This is a genomic window from Chryseobacterium indologenes, assembly GCF_001295265.1.
Classification (GTDB): Bacteria; Bacteroidota; Bacteroidia; order Flavobacteriales; family Weeksellaceae; genus Chryseobacterium; species Chryseobacterium indologenes_A.
Window position 1 is genome coordinate 172,986 of record NZ_LJOD01000004.1, and the last position, 16,042, is coordinate 189,027.

Here is a 16,042-nt window from a genome sequence, read left to right on the forward strand (position 1 = left end):
AGTATAATTTAGTTCTACAACTCTCTTTTAAAAGTATAAATAACCCCATAAAAAGTTCCTCCGTAATCTCTGCTTTCCGCAGTCACCAGTTCCCAACCGTCACTTCCATATTGATTTAAAACTTTATCAATTTCAGCAGGTTCATATTTATTCCTCCAAAATCCCTTAGGCTCAATAATAACTGTTTTATATTCGAATCTTTTTTTCATAATAAACTTCTATTTTAAATGTACAATAAATTTTCGAAAACCGAACTGTGACAGAAGGGAATGTTATTCTAAATCTAACAGGTTTTATAAATGCATTGTGCATCCATAGCCCTGATTGAGCGGCCTGTCTGAGTTTTTTTCGGTTTCAGGCGCGGCGGCTCCGCCGCCGCGCCTGAAACCGAAAAAAACGAGTAGCGAAAGCAGGTTCCCGGCTTCTAATTCTCTTGTATATAAAAACTTCCGTCTTCCCTCCTTCAACTTCCCGCTTTTTCACTATTTTTGCACTTCAGACGTTAAAAAAATTATGGCAAAGCAAGAAGATGTTTTCAAGAAAGTGATTTCTCACGCTAAAGAATATGGTTTTATTTTCCCATCCAGTGAGATCTACGATGGTTTATCCGCTGTTTATGATTATGGACAGAACGGAGCCGAACTTAAAAATAATATCAAACAATACTGGTGGAAAGCGATGGTACAGCTTAACGAAAATATTGTGGGTATTGATTCGGCAATCCTTATGCACCCAACAACATGGAAGGCATCGGGCCACGTAGACGCTTTCAACGATCCATTGATTGACAATAAAGATTCTAAGAAACGTTTCAGAGCGGACGTTTTAGTGGAGGATTACTGTGCTAAAATTGAAGATAAAGAGAACAAGGAGATAGAAAAGGCAGCGAAGAGATTCGGGGATGCTTTTGATAAGGATCAGTTTGTGGCTACCAATCCAAAAATTCTGGAATACAGAGCCAAAAGAGAAGCTATTCTTTCAAGATTGGCGAAATCTCTGGAAAATGAAGACCTTGCTGATGTAAAAGCATTAATTGAAGAGCTTGAAATTGCTGATCCGGATACAGGTTCCAAAAACTGGACGGAAGTAAGACAATTCAACCTGATGTTCGGAACAAAATTAGGAGCTTCCGCAGACAATGCGATGGATCTTTATTTAAGACCGGAAACCGCTCAGGGGATCTTCGTTAACTTCTTAAATGTACAGAAAACTTCCCGCCATAAGCTTCCTTTCGGTATTGCCCAGATTGGAAAAGCGTTCAGAAATGAGATTGTCGCAAGACAGTTTATCTTCAGAATGCGTGAATTCGAGCAGATGGAAATGCAGTTCTTCGTAGCTCCGGGCACGGAACTTGAATTCTACGAACAGTGGAAACAAAAACGTCTGAACTGGCACTTAGCTTTAGGACTAGGAAACGACAACTACAGATTCCATGATCATGAGAAGCTTGCTCACTATGCGAATGCTGCTGCTGATATTGAATTCAATTTTCCATTCGGATTTAAGGAACTGGAAGGTATCCACTCCAGAACAGATTTCGACTTAAAAGCTCATGAAGAGTTCTCCGGAAGAAAGCTTCAGTTCTTCGATCCTGAAAGAAATGAAAACTATGTTCCTTACGTAGTGGAAACATCTGTAGGCTTAGACAGACTATTCCTTTCTATATTCGCTCATTGCTTAAGAGATGAAGTTCTGGAAGACGGTTCAGAGAGAACAGTATTATCTTTACCTCCGGCATTGGCTCCAATTAAAGCGGCTATTCTTCCGTTGATGAAGAAAGACGGCCTTGCAGAATATGCAGAAAAGGTTTTCAATGATCTGAAATATGATTTCAACTTATTCTACGAAGAAAAAGATGCCATCGGAAAACGTTACAGAAGACAGGATGCCATTGGTACTCCTTACTGTATCACCATTGACCATGATTCTCTTACGGATCACACGGTAACCATCAGGGACAGAGATACGATGCAGCAGGAAAGAGTTCCGGTTGCTGACCTCAGAAGAATCATTGATGAAAAAACCAACTTCAGAAATTTACTTTCACAACTATAAACATAAGCCCTGATTTATCGGGGCTTTTTTATGGAAACAATCAGCTGAAAAAAGTTTCCGGATATTCTCTATTAAAGATTTGATAACGGAATAAAAATCAGAACAAAAAATAAAAAAGTATTTGCTTCTACATTTTCAAATTCTTACTAAAATTATTCTAAATTTGTTCAGGACTGATACTCATCCCTCTATGAAAGTATTGAAATATGTAATAGGCGGTGCAGCTCTTGGTGTGGCAGCAGCTTATCTTTTGGGTTATGATTACTTATTCAGCGGCATCTCCAAAACCTATCTGAAAGGAAAATCAAGCGCTTATATTGATGACGGGAATCTTTTTCCCAGCAATCCCATTGCATCGGGAGAACCTAAACCCTGGGCACAGGATTCCGAATACAATCAAAAGGAACTTCCGGAAAGTATAACTGAAGATTTAAAACGCTCCAGAACAGCTGCTTTCATTGTCATTAAAAACGGAAGAATTCTTCACGAACAGTATTGGGAAGGTTATAACCAGCTTTCACATACCAATTCTTTTTCTATGGCAAAGGCCGTAACAGTGATGCTGCTGGGAAAAGCCCTGGAAGAAGGTATAATCAGCAATATAGATGAGAAGCTGTCTGATTTTTATCCTGAATTTAAAGAAAAAACATTCGGAAACCAGGTTACGCTTAGAAATCTGGCCCAGATGGAAGCCGGACTTGACTGGAACGAAGATTACAATAACCCTTTTCTTCCCAATGCCAGGGCATATTATGGGAAAAGTCTGGTGAAAGCGGTATTTTCCAGAAATTTTAAAGAGAGACCCGGCATCCGGTTTGAGTACCAGAGCGGCTCCACGCAGCTGCTGGGTTTTGCCCTGAGAAAAGCAATTGATCAGCCTCTCGCCAGCTATCTGTCTGAAAAATTCTGGATTCCGCTGGGAATGGAACAGCCCGCAACGTGGAGTACGGACAATTATGGCATGGAAAAAACATACTGCTGTATTCATGCCTGCGCAAGAGACTTTGCAAGACTGGGACAGCTGTTTTTAGATAATGGAAAAGCTGGAACAACTCAGGTTCTGAATGAGAGTTTTATAGAACAGATGAGAATGCCCACTGAGAAATCAAAAGAGATTTATGGTCTGGGGCTTTGGATCAATCATGATAATCCTGTTAAACATTATTATTTTCTAGGGCTTCAGGGGCAGTATATTATTATGGTTCCGGAACACAATATGGTGATCGTAAAGACCGGAAGCTATTCAAACAATCCTAAGAATGACAGGGGAAGACCGGATCAGGTGAAATTCCTTGTTAATGAAACCGTACAACTATTTGAAACTGCATAATGGAAAAATACAACGCAAAAGTTGATGAATACATCGAAAAATCCCCGGATTTTGCGAAACCCGTTTTACTTTATCTCCGTGAAACAATTCATGAAATGTGTCCTGATGCTGAAGAAACTATCAAATGGAAATTTCCCACTTTTATGTATAAAGGGAAAATTTTATGCTCTATCACTGCTTTCAAGCAATACTGCAGTCTCGGATTCTGGCTTCATCAGGAAATGAAAACGATAAAAGAACTGGAAACATCTGCCGAAAAAAGTTCCATGTTCAGTTTGGGTAAAATTACCAGGATGGAAGATCTTCCATCAAAAACCCTGCTGAAAAAAGCAATTAAGGAAGCGATGGAACTTACAGATATGGGCGTTACGATGAAGAAAGCGGCTCCTTCCAAAACAGAAACAGAAATCCCGGATTATTTTCAGAAAGCTTTAAATACCAATGAAAAAGCTTTACAGGTTTTTCAGAAAGCCTCCCCATCATTCAGGAAAGAATATATCAACTGGATTATTGAGGCTAAAACAGAAAATACCCGTCATAAAAGAATGGAACAGGCTCTGGAGTGGATCTCGGAAGGAAAAGGCAGAAACTGGAAATATGAGAGAAAAATAAGCTGATGAACTTTTCACCTTACCCAATTATTTATTCCATAAAAAAATCCCTCCTGTCTGGAGGGATTATATATTTTATTGCTTACTCTGCTCTGTTTTTATCCCTTCCGGAAGCTTAAAAAACGAATCAGGAATATCTTTGACCTCTACTTTCGTGGCAATACTGGTCATTTTAAACTGTGGATTTTCTATCTCCATTTTTAATGGGAAAGCCTTTGATCTTGAAATAAAGTCATACCAGTTCCCCAGTTTATGGTTTTTGAATATTTCCGGATTTACAGCAAGGGAAGTGTTGAAATAGTATTTCTGAATTCCGCTTTCACAGACCAAAGTAACCTCATCACAAGGCTTGCCAAGTACTGTTTCAGCATTTTTCCTGATATCCGCTTTTATGACTTTATCTCCCTGTAAGCTGCAGTCATTCCAATACACCGTCTCGGAAGAAGCCATTTTACTGTAAAGCCTGTTTTCCTTATTAACATAGATCTGCCAAAGGAAGAATGTACCGTTGGTTTCGGATTTATAATTTCCGTTTTTGGTAAAATAATGTTGGGTAGTTCCCAGCATGGCTGTCAGCTGTTCATTGCTCAGCTGTTCCGATTTACTCTCATACGTGTTGGAATAGGTAATTTCTCCTTTAAAATTCTGGGCACTTAAAGATACTGACAGGAATATCAGTAAAGTGGTTAACAGGTTTTTCATAGTTTTAGTTTTTGAATATTTAAACCGCCGGAGGACTCAATTGAATCTCCGGAAAAGGGTACAAAAATATTCTTTTTAACGGATTGGCAAAAATAAAAATGAAACAGGATGATCAGTGAAATCTGAAGTTGGCTTCCGGCAGGGTATTGTTCTTTAGAAAAGCCTCATATTCCGGAGAGAGTTTTGCTCTTCCGAAGGTATTTTCCCCACTCATACTTCCAAGACGGACTTTATCCTTTCCGAATTTTTTATTCATGGCATCCATGGCTTTCATCACCGGAAGGTGCTGGTTCTGCGTATCTTCCTCGAAAAGACTGATCAGTCTTTCATTTTCGGGAACAAAGTCATTCACAATTACACCTGCTCTTTTATAGTGAAAGCCTTCTCTGTAGACAGCCTCAAAAAGTTCATTAACTGCTCTTCCTATCAGAATAGAAGAATTGGTAGGATTGGGAAGGATCTGCGTCATTGCATTCCTGTATTCGGGAAGATCTTTCCTGAAGCGGTTGGTCTGTACAAAAACAGTAACCATTTTACAACAGGTATTCTGCTTACGGAGCCTTTCCGAACAGTACATTCCAAAGGTTTCTACCCTTTCGCGCACTTGTTCTTTTTGGGTCAGCATTTCCATGAAACTCCTCGTTACGGCAATTGATTTTTTAGGAGACGGTGCATCCAGTTCCAGCTGGCGGATCCCTTTCAGTTCATTAATCATTCTTATTCCGTGAATTCCCATAATCTTCCGTACCCACATTTCAGGTTTCTGAAGAAGATCCCAGGCTTTATAAACGCCATTGTCATGCATTTTGGCTGAAAGTCTGCGCCCAATTCCCCAGACATCTCCTATAGGAAGCCATTTCAAGGCCTTTTCAATTTTTTCAGGGGTATCCAGAATATAAACCCCTTCAAACTGATCTGTATATTTTTTCACGATCCGGTTGGCAACCTTGCATAAAGTTTTAGTAGGCGCAATTCCTATGCTTACAGGAATACGCACTTTTTCATTGATTTCATTTTTTATCTTCAGGCAGTAGTCATACAAATTAACATATTTAAAACTCGTCAGGTCCAAAAAGAGCTCATCAATGCTGTATACTTCAAAATCCTTTTCATCAACATACGACGTTGCAACGCGAATAACTTCCTGACTTTTAAAATTATACAGCTCAAATTTAGCAGAAAAGCTTTTTACATCATGTTCTTTAAAAAGCTCTTTATATTTGAAAGCCGGTGCTGCCATCGGAATTCCCAGGTCCTGAGCTTCTTTACTTCTGGACACCACACAGCCGTCGTTGTTGGAAAGAACCACAACGGGTTTGCCTTCAAGATCAGGATTCAGGGTCCTTTCACAGGAAACAAAAAAGTTATTGCAATCTACCAGAGCATACATAACGAATGATGAATATCTGATACAAAATTATCATTTAAAAAGAAAAAATTCATCTTTTATCTTAAAATTAACATCACATTTAACACACTGAATATTAAAAGATTAATTTATTTCAAATACGTCATGTTTTGTCGCATTACCGTTGTAATTTTGTTTTCAAAAACATTTATTTTCAGACTTATATCAATCCTGCAATACACTAAATCATCCTTATCCGCTCCTCTTCTAGGTCAATCTGATATAACGGATGGCATATCAACTCTTCATCAATCGACAGATCTTTGTTGAGTTCTGAAAGAAACTGTCTCTGGCTCCCGGAATGGCTGTTCAGTTCATTTTCATGTTTGTTTTTCAGAAAATGATACACATGCTGCCTCAGTTTTGCTTGAGCCACCCGGATAAAAAATTTCAGAATCTAATTAAAACACGTCAAGTCCTGTCGTCTGCCGTCTATACTTTTGTTTCACAATAATAAAGCTCATGGATAAAGTAACATCAGAAAGAATCAGTATGCTTCACCCGGAAGTTAGAGAGGAAGTAAGAAAGATTATCAGAGAATGTGACAAGGCCCTTACCGGAAGAGCCAAGGTAAGAATTACACAGGGACTGAGATCTATGGAAGAACAGGAAAGGCTCTACGCTATCGGTAGAATCACTTCCGGAAAAAAGGTAACGAATGCCAAAGCCGGACAAAGTATCCACAATTACGGACTTGCTGTAGACATCTGCCTGATGATTGACGGAAAAACAGCAAGCTGGGATACCGCCAAAGACTGGGACAACGACAAAGTTGCCGACTGGTACGAATGTGTAAAAATTTTTGCCAGACACGGTTGGGACTGGGGCGGAAACTGGAAAACCTTTAAAGACCTTCCCCATTTTGAAAAAAAGAATATTCAAACCCAAAAAGGCCTTGTAAAAACCAGCTGGAGAACCCTTTCTAAAATGGCAAAGGACCAACAGCAGTATGTAATTTTTTAATTCTCTTTTAATTGAATCTGAATAAAATACGACAAGTTCTGTCGCTTCCCCGGCCTACCTTTGTTTTCACAGGAAAATGTTAGTTCCCCTAAGATTTTAATACTAAAACCAGCATCAGCTTCACAAGCAGATTGTTGGTTTTAGTGGTCTCAGGACCTGATATTTTTTTAAAATCAACAAAACATCATGAAAAAGACCACCATTCTTTCTTTGGACGGAGGCGGAATAAGAGGAATTATTACCTGCATTATTCTGCGTTACATAGAGGAGCAGCTTCAGTATTATGACAAACCGGGTGCCCGGCTTGGTGATTATTTTGATCTGGTAGCCGGAAGCAGCACAGGAGGGCTGATTGCTTCTATTATTTTATGTCCTGATGAGCACCGGAAAGCAAAATATTCTATTCAGAAAGGATTAGAATTGTACGCTGAGAAGGGCGGAGATATATTTCAGGTCTCTTTCTGGGAAAAGCTGGTCAATCCGTTTGGTCTGCTGAATGAAAAGATTTCCCAGGAAGCACTTGAAAAAAACCTGAATGACTTTTTTGGTCCACTTGAACTTAAAGAATTTATAAAACCATGTTTAATCACCAGCTATGATATAGAAAACAGAAGAGCCAAGCTTTTCAATTCTTGCGAAGCTCATCTTAGTACAGATAATTTTTATGTAAAAGACGTATGCAGGGCGACTTCTGCCGCTCCCACCTATTTCAGACCGGTACAGATAAAATCAATGTACGGACAGATTTTCAGCTTGATTGACGGAGGAATGTTTGCCAACAATCCTGCACTCTGCGCTTATGCCGAGGCAAGAAAAATTCCTTTCGCAGAGATTCTGAAAAGCCATCAGAAAGCCAATTATCCAACTGTAAACGATATGATTATTATTTCTATAGGAACAGGAATTGAAGCCAGATCATATTCTTTTAGAAAAATGGAGAAAGCAGGAAAGATTGGCTGGGTAAATCCGATCATTGATATTTTAATGTCGGCCAACGCAGAAACCGTAGATTACCAGCTATGTCAGATGTTTCAGACCCTGGGAATGAGAAATCAGAAGAATTATTACCGCCTGAATCCTTCTTTAAAAAATGCTTCTCCTGCCATGGATAATGTAAAGAGATCCAACATTGAAAATCTCATTCAGGCAGGATTAAGCTATATTGATGATAACCGTGAAACGCTGAATCAGATTGTACAAAAGCTGATCCGAAATAAAATATAAAAAAGTAAAAAAGATTTTTAATGCGTCAAGTTTTGTCGCTGTGCACAAATATCTTTGGGGTATAAACAAAGACAAAAAATAATCATTTAAAACTATTAAAAGCCTTTGAATTCAACATCAATTTATACGGGACAGCCTGAAATTTGCCCGCTAAACCTTAAAGCACCCACCATGGAAACACCAGATCACAACCCGGATACAGCTTTCGATACCGATCTCTATACCATAGAATGGAGCGACATCGAAAATGCAGAGATGGATTATGAAAACTATCTCAATGACATTGAACATTTTTTTAAGGAAGATTTTGAAGAAGATATTCTTGATGAAGATGCATCCAGATAATTTTAACACAACTGGTTTCCGCGCTGTTCATCGCTCTTTGCAATCTCTCGCAATCTCATTAACAGCCATCACACCTTTGAAATCACCATTCACAAAATGATGAACAGCCGGAACTGTGTTTAAAACCTGATATATAAATCCTGTATTTCTGATACAGGGAAACCATGAACATTTTATCCTGCCGCAACCCCAAAAGTTGCGGTTTTTTTTGTAATATTCAGCCAACTAAATTCAGGCCATGAAATACCCATTCATTTTTTTGTTGTTTATATTGACCGGATGCAAAAAAGAGAATATGAAAGAACCTCCTAAGCCATTGAAAATTAATAAGATTTTCACAGATCAGACCTATGGTGATGATGCAAAAGTATATACCAATGACAGCTTATTTTGCATATATCAGGATGACGCTCATCTTAAAGTATGGAAAAACGGCATTCTCCTGAAAGATCATAAAGATATTCTGCCATTAATTAAAAAAAATGATTCAACTAAGATGTTCGGTACTTATAAATTCCAATCAGAGCTGATGAAGCTGGATTTTAAAAAATATTCTGACAAAGGAGATAACAGGGATACAAAAGATTATCAGATCAGAAAAAAAGGGGAGGATTATTTTCTGTACAGAAAAGGATATAACGAAATAAAGTTACCGGTCCGCCATTATGAATCTATGGATTGGATTACCTTTAACAGTATGGATATCAACAATGACAAAATTCCTGAGCTTTTTATATTTAACGAATCCTATAACATCCGGGAGGATAATGAATACGGAACAATGACCGTTTATGAAATACAATGAATGCTATTAAAGATCAGCATACAATGTTGTAAGTTTAACCATTCTTATAAATAAAAAGATGTCGCTTGTTATAAAAATATACAGTCCTGAAGAAGAAGATACTGTTTTTGAATTCAAAGGAGTCGGTTACGGCGGAGGAGTTATTTATCATTATCAGGGAAAACCATTTACAGGACTCATTAAACATTATGCCAATAACATTCTGGTGGGTGATGAAGAATTTACGGATGGACATATCGGCGGTGTACAGAGAGATTATTACCCCAATGGAAAGGTAAAAAAAGAATATTATAAATACCATGGAAAACTAGACAGACATTTCAAAGAATGGGATGAACAGGGAAATCTGATTTCCTATTCCAGATGGGAAAAAGGAGTAAAAACAGAAACCATTATTTAACACAATTAATATAAAAAACAGCGAAAGGAAACGGGAGACAAAGGTTATTCAATGAAATTCAGAAAACGATCAATATGAAACCAACCAGAGAACAGATTATAGAAACCGGACTTCAGATTGTAAGCGACATTTACAGGGAGTCTTATGATACGGAGACCGCTTCCGCAAGAGAAGGAAAAGTAAAATTATACGCATTGGGAAATGAAGGCTACTATGAAGGTGAAGGATGGCATTTCAGTGTTAACAGCCGGCAGCAAGACCACCATGAACCCACCTCTTTTCTTGTCTATTTTCTGGGCGACGGAACTCCCCTGCAAATGAGTTCATTTTTAGGTGATGATAAGCCCAGACTGATTTACTGCATAAAGGATAAAAACAGTACATACACGGTTGTAAGCGAAGAAGAATATTTCAGACACCAGCATTTTGACTTTGAAAAACTGGTGAGAAAAAAGTTTTAAATCTTATCCATAAAAAATAAAATACGACACGTTTTGTCGCATTAAGCACATATCTTTGTTACATAGAACTTTAGCCATTAAGCCGTTCTGTTAACACGTTTTTTAGCGATTACAGAGTAAGCAAAACCTTAAAAATAAACTCATGAAAAAAGATTTTTATCTGACAAGATATGCCTTAATTATCAAAAGATTAGAAAGCTCTCCTGCTACCTACCCTCAGCTGGAAGAATACCTTCTGAACTCTTTTGAATTTCAGGATGCGGAAATCAAAAGCTACTCCATCCGTACCCTGCAGCGCGACATCCGTGAGATATCTGATCTTTTTAACCTCTCCATCCACAACAAGAAGAAGGGGGACAACCGCTACTATATAGAAAGCCGCCCCATCATGGAAGTGGATGAATACAACCAGAAGCTGCTGGAATCTTTTCAGGTAAGCAATGCTTTAAATCTTCATCCTGACTTCTCAGACTTTATCTTTTTCGAAAGCAGAAAACCTACCGGCATTGAACATTTCTATGATCTGTTCTTCGCCATCCGAAACAAAAGGGTGGTTACTTTTGAGCATTATAACTATAAAAATAAACTGATGACCTCCCGCAAGGTTCATCCGCTGGCATTAAAGGAATCCAAAGACAGATGGTATCTTATTGCAATGGATACCAAAGATAAAGTACTGAAATCATTTGGCCTGGACAGAGTGAATTATCTTGATGTAAGCAAAAATAAATTCAGGGAAAAATACAATTACAATTTCAGGGAACATTTCAAGAATGCTTTTGGGGTGATGAATCTGGCAGAACAAAAACCTCAGAGTATTGTTTTAAAATGCAGCCGCCATCAGGGAGAGTATATCAGAAGTTTCCCGCTTCACCAGTCACAGAAAGAAACAAAGGAAACACCGGAAGAGATCTATTTTGAATTCTTCCTACACCCTACTTATGACTTTATGCAGGAAATTCTTTCTTATGGAAAAGAGGTAACTGTTTTAGAACCGAAATGTTTAGTTGATGATATCCGGGCTCATCTTCAGGAATCTCTGAACCGATATCTTGAAAGCTGATTAATAAAGATTTTATCTCATATTTTTTAGCTATATTTACATAAACCTACCCATCTTGAAAGCATTATTATTCTCCCTATGCTGTTTAATATCTTCATTTTGCCTTTCACAGCAGAAGGAAGAATTCAGGCTTGTGAAGAACTATTACAATCAACACAGGATGATGCTGAATTCTGAATTTAAAAAGAAGTTTGACTCAGAGACCAATACTTTTGTAAAGGCCGGCATTAAAAGTGATTATCAGCTTTTCATGAAAAAGATGGACAGCATTGAAAATATTGCGCTTATCGGGGCTTTATTAAAAGTAAGAAATACTGAAGACCTTCAGGGAATAGGTCAACAAAAGCATTTGTCTGATCTCAATTCTGACAAAGCCGCCAACATTGAAAAAACGGCAGATTATCCCGGCGGGATTAATATCCTGAGGCAGGAAGTAGCTGACCTCTTTTACACAGAAGGCGTGTATACCGAGACAAAAACCGTTAAAACCAATGTCGCCTTCATTGTAGAAAAAGACGGAAGCATCAGTAATGTTCACGCTCAGGGAGATAACTTCACCTTCAACAGGCAGGCAGAAATTGCATTGTATTCTATTGCTGAAAAATTCATCCCAGCTATTGTTAATGGAGATACCGTAAGATCCCGTTTCAAAATCCCCTTTACTTTAACTTTTGAATAAAATTATGTTCACCGACGAATATTATATGAAGATGGCGTTGCAGGAAGCAGAAGCCGCTATGGAAAAAGATGAGGTTCCCATCGGGTGTATCATTGTTTCCAATAACCGTATCATCGCAAGGGCACATAACCTTACTGAAACGTTAAATGATGTCACAGCCCATGCAGAAATGCAGGCCATCACCTCAGCAGCCAATTTCCTTGGAGGAAAATACCTGAAAAACTGTACGCTTTATGTTACCCTTGAACCCTGCGTAATGTGCTCAGGCGCCCTTTCATGGTCACAGATCTCCAAAGTTGTGATTGGAGCAAGGGACGAACAGCGGGGCTTCATCAATAAACATCTCTCACTCCACCCCAAAACAGAAATGGTAGTTGGAATTATGGAAGACGAATGCTCAGCAATTGTTAAAGAGTTTTTCAAAAGCAAAAGATAAACAAGGGTACGCAAGACGGAGGCTGGAACATAGAGAATTCCGGCAGTCTGAAATTACCTGAAGATTTATTGTAAGAATTCTTCCATTCAACAGAAACGTTTTCCGGTACAGCCAGAGCTTACCTCATTCCTTGTTCTACTTTACCTGTTCTATTGTTGTATGGAAAAGAGGCCGTAAAGCATTCATTTTCTTCCAGTTTAGCTCTTTCGCCCGGATTTTACCGCTTCCCCAATTAAGAATGATCAGGCTGTCCTTCTTTTCGTAAGAAATATTCATCTGAATTTTTTTACCATCATAATCTTTAAGGAAAAACAGGCCTTTGGGACCTGGAACATAGTGAAAGTTCCTCATGTGTTCTTTTTTATCCATCAGGATCAGATAATGATTACGGTGAAAGAACATATACTGCAGATCCGAATTTTCATCTGTATTTTTAAAAGCCCCATGAATAAATGGCCTTTCTGCGGTATCATCATTGTAATTTCCGGAGCTGATATAAGGGAAGAGTATAAGAACCAGTGAACATCCGATAAAAGCCGTTTTAAAAAATACCTTAAATGGTCCGGAGGTACGATGTTTTTCTGTATTTTCTTGCAGTTTTACTTCTTTCTTCAACACCAGAAACCTGAAAAGCTGCGACCAGTCATCTTTCAACGCAAAAATCGTCATCAACAGTAAAATCAGAGAGAACAGCTTAACGGAAATATCAAACCCAATATTGATCGCTGCTATATTCATGAAAATCCCAACAGTAATCAGCAGTCCCAGAACCCTTGTACGACAGACAAGAAGCAGAAATGCTGCAAGAAGTTCTATCCCGCCGATCCATATAGAATAAGACCGTGAAACTCCCATCGTGCTCCAGAACAGAATATCCCGATCCAGGTTTCCAAAGCGGGAAAAAAGAATATTGGGTTCCGGAAGGTAAAACTGGGCTTTAAACACCTTATCAAAGCCATATTTCATCAGAATGACAATCAGGTAAACAATTACAGCTTCTTTAGAGAAAGAGAGAAGCTTTTGAATGTGTTTGGGCTGGATCAGCGTTGTAACTCCCAATGACAGAACCAGTAGAATTCCCATGAAAACAAACATGGAAATACTATCTGAGGAAAAATCAATTCTGAAATTTTCCAATCCGAAAAGAGCACTTGCTATCCATTCTGTAACACTTCCGAATAGAAAAACGGAAATTTTTCTCTGAAAGTCTCCAAGAAAATCCAACGGAAAAAAAAGGATGAAAAGCAGAAAAAAAATTCCTGCCCAGCTGATAAGCTTACTGCCCATTACTTCTTTTTATTTTTCTTCCAGCTGTATAGTCCTGAAATTCCGGAAATCATCAGAACTCCAAATAAAAGACCTTTCGGTGTTTTTTCAGACTTTTCTTTGACAGGTTTTACCGCAGTAGGCCTGATGGGTTTATAGGTTTTGCTTTTTTTATCATATTCTACAAAAACAACACTGTCAATGTCATTAACGAAGAAATAATCCCTTTTCAGAACCTGTTTTACACTGTCTATATTTTTCCTGGAAAAAAGCGGGTTATGTACAGTTTCTCTCCCGGATGTCCATACTTTTCTGCTATCCTTCCTGTTGGGTACCAGTTTTTTGGAAGAGCTCGTTACCAGTATGCTTTCATTTTCATTAAGAATAATCACGGAATCAAGCTTTGCATCCAATACAAATTGTTGAGGTACCACACCAAGATTAGAAAAATTAGCATCGAAAAGGTCTTCTGAAACTGCTTTGGTAAAGTTTTCCGAATTTCCGCTATGGCTTTTAAAAGCAATCAGCTTTGTTTGTGAAAAACATGAAATAGTGATGATGAATGCAAACAGGGAGTATTGTATTTTCATGGGAATATTTAATGATTGGATTCATTCTTCCATGAAAAGTTAAAATCAGTATTAGTTTCTGAAGACAGAATACATCATTACATCAAAATATTCATCACCTTTTTTAAGATGCTGTTTCAGAAGGGCTTCCTGCTCCATTCCTATCTTTTCCATAATTCTGCCTGAAGCGGGATTATGCAGAAAATAAGTAGCATAAATTTTATTGACATTCAATTCTTTAAGCCCAAAATCAATCAATGCTTTCGCTGCTTCTGTCACATAACCTTTATTCCAGAAGGGTCTTCCCATCCAATACCCTAATTCTGCCTGATTATCATCCCTGTCATGAAGCCCTATAGCCCCGATAATCTGCCCTTCTTCATTACGAATGGCAAAAGTATACCCTGCATTTTTATCGAATGCCTCCTCAGACATCTTCAGCCAGAATTCTGCATCCTTTCTTGTGTAAGGAAACGGAATATTAGAAGTAAGGTCTGAAAAAATCCGGTCCTGAAGATATTCAGTGACCAGATCAAGATCTTCTTCTTTAAGCTGGTCAAGAATAAGTCTTTCTGTTTTTATTCTGGGGAAATTATTCAATTTTTCCATAACAGGCGATTATCTAGTATTCAAGGTCTTTTCCTAAGAAATAAAGTCCTTTAAGGGTATGCAGTCTGTCCATCACGTGGATCTTTTCAGTAAGGGGTTTATATACATGGGAAACTCCTCCTGTTGCTACAACAAAGCAGTCATCACTTACCTCATCGTTGATACGGTCTATAAAGCCTTCTACCATTCCCAGGAATCCGTACACCATTCCGCTCTGCATACAGGTTACCGTATCCAGCCCAAGTACAGATTTAGGCTTTTTCAGTTCAATTTCCGGAAGCTGGGCAGTATGACTAATCAGGGAGTTCAGGGAAGTTACAATTCCGGGGGCAATAATTACACCTAGTGTTTCTCCCGTTTCTGCAACGCAGCTTGCCGTAAGTGCTGTTCCGAAATCAATCACGATTTTCTTTCTGTTAGGATACATATTGTGAGCCGCTACAAGGTTGGCATAAATATCAGTTCCCATCTGTTTGGATTTAGCCTGCACTCCGGAAGGGGTGGCACGGTCTACAACAACCGGAAGAATTCCATGGATTTTTTTAATTGCTGAGCTGATCACTTTGGTAAGCTGAGGAACTACAGACCCGATAATGACCTTGCTGATGTCTTTAGGCTCTATTTTATACGTCTGATACAGCATCAGCATCTGTACATACAGCTCATCTGCCGTTCTGTAAGGCTTGGTATTGATCACCCATGAAATATCACAGTTGTCTCCGTTAAAAAGTCCGAATCTTATATTGCTGTTTCCTACGTTGATGACGATTGAATTCATTTGATTTTCTAAACAGTTACGGGTTAAAAAAAGGATTGTAAAAATAAGGCTTTCTCCTTAAAAACAGGATGAATCTTACCATTAATTTAAGGACGTTTGTAATGCAGTGAGCACAATTTTCGTTTCACTTACTAAAAAACACTCCACAGTTGCTTATTGAGCTTATTAATTTTCTTTATAGTTCTTTACATTTGAGAATCAATAATCAATTACTCATTATGAAAAACTTAAAAAAACTTTCCAGAAAAGGATTAAAATCAATCACTGGCGGTGAAGTTTTCTGCCCTATGCCCCGGGACCATATGTCCGCTTGATCCATGCAAAGAAATGTGTATTAG

Annotated in this window: 21 protein-coding genes; 13 read left to right on the plus strand and 8 right to left on the minus strand. The window is 38.4% G+C overall.

The features are described 5' to 3' along the window. Positions 1-14 precede the first annotated feature (14 nt). A complete protein-coding gene (locus tag AOB46_RS08345) occupies positions 15-209 on the minus strand; it encodes a DUF4177 domain-containing protein (protein ID WP_062698210.1) in 195 nt (64 codons plus the stop codon). A gap of 304 nt (positions 210-513) precedes the next feature. Here AOB46_RS08345 and AOB46_RS08350 point away from each other — a divergent pair, with 304 nt between their 5' ends. The 3 genes from AOB46_RS08350 to AOB46_RS08360 all read left to right on the plus strand — a co-directional run bounded on the left by AOB46_RS08350 (position 514) and on the right by AOB46_RS08360 (position 4,002). Further along, the gene (locus AOB46_RS08350) at positions 514-2,055 is read left to right on the plus strand and encodes a glycine--tRNA ligase (protein WP_062698481.1); all 1,542 of its coding nucleotides are present in this window, start codon (positions 514-516) and stop codon (positions 2,053-2,055) included. 190 nt (positions 2,056-2,245) lie between these two features. After that, complete coding sequence (locus tag AOB46_RS08355; protein ID WP_062698212.1) at positions 2,246-3,385, plus strand: serine hydrolase domain-containing protein; 1,140 nt, start codon at positions 2,246-2,248, stop codon at positions 3,383-3,385. Further along, positions 3,385-4,002, plus strand: a complete 618-nt coding sequence (locus AOB46_RS08360; protein ID WP_062698214.1) for a YdeI/OmpD-associated family protein — start codon at positions 3,385-3,387, stop codon at positions 4,000-4,002. The genes AOB46_RS08355 and AOB46_RS08360 overlap by 1 nt, the downstream gene beginning before the upstream one ends. 69 nt (positions 4,003-4,071) lie before the next feature. Here the strand turns inward: AOB46_RS08360 and AOB46_RS08365 are convergent, their stop codons facing one another. The 3 genes from AOB46_RS08365 to AOB46_RS08375 form a co-directional block, all read right to left on the minus strand. Beyond that, on the minus strand, positions 4,072-4,698 hold the full coding sequence (locus AOB46_RS08365; RefSeq protein WP_062698216.1) for a hypothetical protein: 627 nt from the start codon (positions 4,696-4,698) through the stop codon (positions 4,072-4,074). Between the two features lie 112 nt (positions 4,699-4,810). Then, complete coding sequence (locus AOB46_RS08370; protein ID WP_062698219.1) at positions 4,811-6,088, minus strand: Y-family DNA polymerase; 1,278 nt, start codon at positions 6,086-6,088, stop codon at positions 4,811-4,813. Between the two features lie 199 nt (positions 6,089-6,287). Next, positions 6,288-6,482: a hypothetical protein gene (locus tag AOB46_RS08375; RefSeq protein ID WP_062698221.1), complete on the minus strand. Its 195-nt coding sequence runs from the start codon at positions 6,480-6,482 to the stop codon at positions 6,288-6,290. Positions 6,483-6,568: 86 nt separating this feature from the next. On the opposite strand from AOB46_RS08375, the gene AOB46_RS08380 reads away from it, so the two are divergent. The 9 genes from AOB46_RS08380 to AOB46_RS08415 all read left to right on the plus strand — a co-directional run bounded on the left by AOB46_RS08380 (position 6,569) and on the right by AOB46_RS08415 (position 12,482). Next, the gene (locus AOB46_RS08380) at positions 6,569-7,069 is read left to right on the plus strand and encodes a M15 family metallopeptidase (protein ID WP_062698223.1); all 501 of its coding nucleotides are present in this window, start codon (positions 6,569-6,571) and stop codon (positions 7,067-7,069) included. A gap of 186 nt (positions 7,070-7,255) precedes the next feature. Continuing rightward, complete coding sequence (locus AOB46_RS08385; RefSeq protein ID WP_062698225.1) at positions 7,256-8,293, plus strand: patatin-like phospholipase family protein; 1,038 nt, start codon at positions 7,256-7,258, stop codon at positions 8,291-8,293. Between the two features lie 105 nt (positions 8,294-8,398). Then, positions 8,399-8,638 carry a hypothetical protein gene (locus tag AOB46_RS23195; protein ID WP_131724335.1) on the plus strand — a complete coding sequence of 80 codons (240 nt, stop codon included), beginning with the start codon at positions 8,399-8,401 and terminating at the stop codon, positions 8,636-8,638. Between the two features lie 295 nt (positions 8,639-8,933). Beyond that, the gene (locus AOB46_RS08390) at positions 8,934-9,443 is read left to right on the plus strand and encodes a hypothetical protein (protein WP_131724336.1); all 510 of its coding nucleotides are present in this window, start codon (positions 8,934-8,936) and stop codon (positions 9,441-9,443) included. Between the two features lie 58 nt (positions 9,444-9,501). Next, a complete protein-coding gene (locus tag AOB46_RS08395) occupies positions 9,502-9,843 on the plus strand; it encodes a hypothetical protein (protein WP_062698228.1) in 342 nt (113 codons plus the stop codon). Between the two features lie 74 nt (positions 9,844-9,917). Further along, a complete protein-coding gene (locus AOB46_RS08400; protein ID WP_062698230.1) occupies positions 9,918-10,304 on the plus strand; it encodes a hypothetical protein in 387 nt (128 codons plus the stop codon). Positions 10,305-10,446: 142 nt separating this feature from the next. Next, positions 10,447-11,367 (plus strand): helix-turn-helix transcriptional regulator, encoded by a 921-nt coding sequence (locus tag AOB46_RS08405; protein ID WP_062698232.1) that lies wholly within the window; start codon positions 10,447-10,449, stop codon positions 11,365-11,367. Positions 11,368-11,422: 55 nt separating this feature from the next. Continuing rightward, positions 11,423-12,046 carry an energy transducer TonB gene (locus AOB46_RS08410; RefSeq protein ID WP_241489182.1) on the plus strand — a complete coding sequence of 208 codons (624 nt, stop codon included), beginning with the start codon at positions 11,423-11,425 and terminating at the stop codon, positions 12,044-12,046. Positions 12,047-12,050: 4 nt separating this feature from the next. Next, entirely contained in the window at positions 12,051-12,482 is a 432-nt protein-coding gene (locus tag AOB46_RS08415; RefSeq protein ID WP_062698235.1) for a nucleoside deaminase, read from the plus strand. A 135-nt stretch (positions 12,483-12,617) separates the two neighbouring features. On the opposite strand, the gene AOB46_RS08420 is transcribed toward AOB46_RS08415, so the two are convergent. From AOB46_RS08420 to AOB46_RS08435, 4 genes are read right to left on the minus strand one after another with little or no spacing between them, the layout of a single operon-like run. Further along, the gene (locus tag AOB46_RS08420; RefSeq protein ID WP_062698237.1) at positions 12,618-13,769 is read right to left on the minus strand and encodes a hypothetical protein; all 1,152 of its coding nucleotides are present in this window, start codon (positions 13,767-13,769) and stop codon (positions 12,618-12,620) included. Continuing rightward, on the minus strand, positions 13,769-14,338 hold the full coding sequence (locus AOB46_RS08425) for a hypothetical protein (protein WP_062698239.1): 570 nt from the start codon (positions 14,336-14,338) through the stop codon (positions 13,769-13,771). The genes AOB46_RS08420 and AOB46_RS08425 overlap by 1 nt, the downstream gene beginning before the upstream one ends. Before the next feature lie 51 nt (positions 14,339-14,389). Then, the gene (locus AOB46_RS08430; protein ID WP_062698241.1) at positions 14,390-14,926 is read right to left on the minus strand and encodes a GNAT family N-acetyltransferase; all 537 of its coding nucleotides are present in this window, start codon (positions 14,924-14,926) and stop codon (positions 14,390-14,392) included. Positions 14,927-14,939: 13 nt separating this feature from the next. Then, entirely contained in the window at positions 14,940-15,704 is a 765-nt protein-coding gene (locus AOB46_RS08435; protein WP_062698243.1) for a type III pantothenate kinase, read from the minus strand. 218 nt (positions 15,705-15,922) lie between these two features. Between AOB46_RS08435 and AOB46_RS24090 the strand changes: the two genes are divergently transcribed. Further along, positions 15,923-16,018, plus strand: a complete 96-nt coding sequence (locus AOB46_RS24090) for a bacteriocin-like protein (RefSeq protein ID WP_410470267.1) — start codon at positions 15,923-15,925, stop codon at positions 16,016-16,018. Positions 16,019-16,042: the final 24 nt, after the last annotated feature.

Coding starts and splice junctions, on each gene's coding strand:
- AOB46_RS08405 (WP_062698232.1), top strand. CDS start 10,447: ATGAAAAAAGATTTTTATCTGACAAGATATGCCTTAATTATCAAAAGA.
- AOB46_RS08430 (WP_062698241.1), bottom strand. CDS start 14,926: ATGGAAAAATTGAATAATTTCCCCAGAATAAAAACAGAAAGACTTATT.
- AOB46_RS08395 (WP_062698228.1), top strand. CDS start 9,502: ATGTCGCTTGTTATAAAAATATACAGTCCTGAAGAAGAAGATACTGTT.
- AOB46_RS08360 (WP_062698214.1), top strand. CDS start 3,385: ATGGAAAAATACAACGCAAAAGTTGATGAATACATCGAAAAATCCCCG.
- AOB46_RS08385 (WP_062698225.1), top strand. CDS start 7,256: ATGAAAAAGACCACCATTCTTTCTTTGGACGGAGGCGGAATAAGAGGA.
- AOB46_RS08355 (WP_062698212.1), top strand. CDS start 2,246: ATGAAAGTATTGAAATATGTAATAGGCGGTGCAGCTCTTGGTGTGGCA.
- AOB46_RS24090 (WP_410470267.1), top strand. CDS start 15,923: ATGAAAAACTTAAAAAAACTTTCCAGAAAAGGATTAAAATCAATCACT.
- AOB46_RS08415 (WP_062698235.1), top strand. CDS start 12,051: ATGTTCACCGACGAATATTATATGAAGATGGCGTTGCAGGAAGCAGAA.
- AOB46_RS08365 (WP_062698216.1), bottom strand. CDS start 4,698: ATGAAAAACCTGTTAACCACTTTACTGATATTCCTGTCAGTATCTTTA.
- AOB46_RS08350 (WP_062698481.1), top strand. CDS start 514: ATGGCAAAGCAAGAAGATGTTTTCAAGAAAGTGATTTCTCACGCTAAA.
- AOB46_RS08425 (WP_062698239.1), bottom strand. CDS start 14,338: ATGAAAATACAATACTCCCTGTTTGCATTCATCATCACTATTTCATGT.
- AOB46_RS08435 (WP_062698243.1), bottom strand. CDS start 15,704: ATGAATTCAATCGTCATCAACGTAGGAAACAGCAATATAAGATTCGGA.
- AOB46_RS08420 (WP_062698237.1), bottom strand. CDS start 13,769: ATGGGCAGTAAGCTTATCAGCTGGGCAGGAATTTTTTTTCTGCTTTTC.
- AOB46_RS08380 (WP_062698223.1), top strand. CDS start 6,569: ATGGATAAAGTAACATCAGAAAGAATCAGTATGCTTCACCCGGAAGTT.
- AOB46_RS08345 (WP_062698210.1), bottom strand. CDS start 209: ATGAAAAAAAGATTCGAATATAAAACAGTTATTATTGAGCCTAAGGGA.
- AOB46_RS08400 (WP_062698230.1), top strand. CDS start 9,918: ATGAAACCAACCAGAGAACAGATTATAGAAACCGGACTTCAGATTGTA.
- AOB46_RS08370 (WP_062698219.1), bottom strand. CDS start 6,088: ATGTATGCTCTGGTAGATTGCAATAACTTTTTTGTTTCCTGTGAAAGG.
- AOB46_RS08390 (WP_131724336.1), top strand. CDS start 8,934: ATGAAAGAACCTCCTAAGCCATTGAAAATTAATAAGATTTTCACAGAT.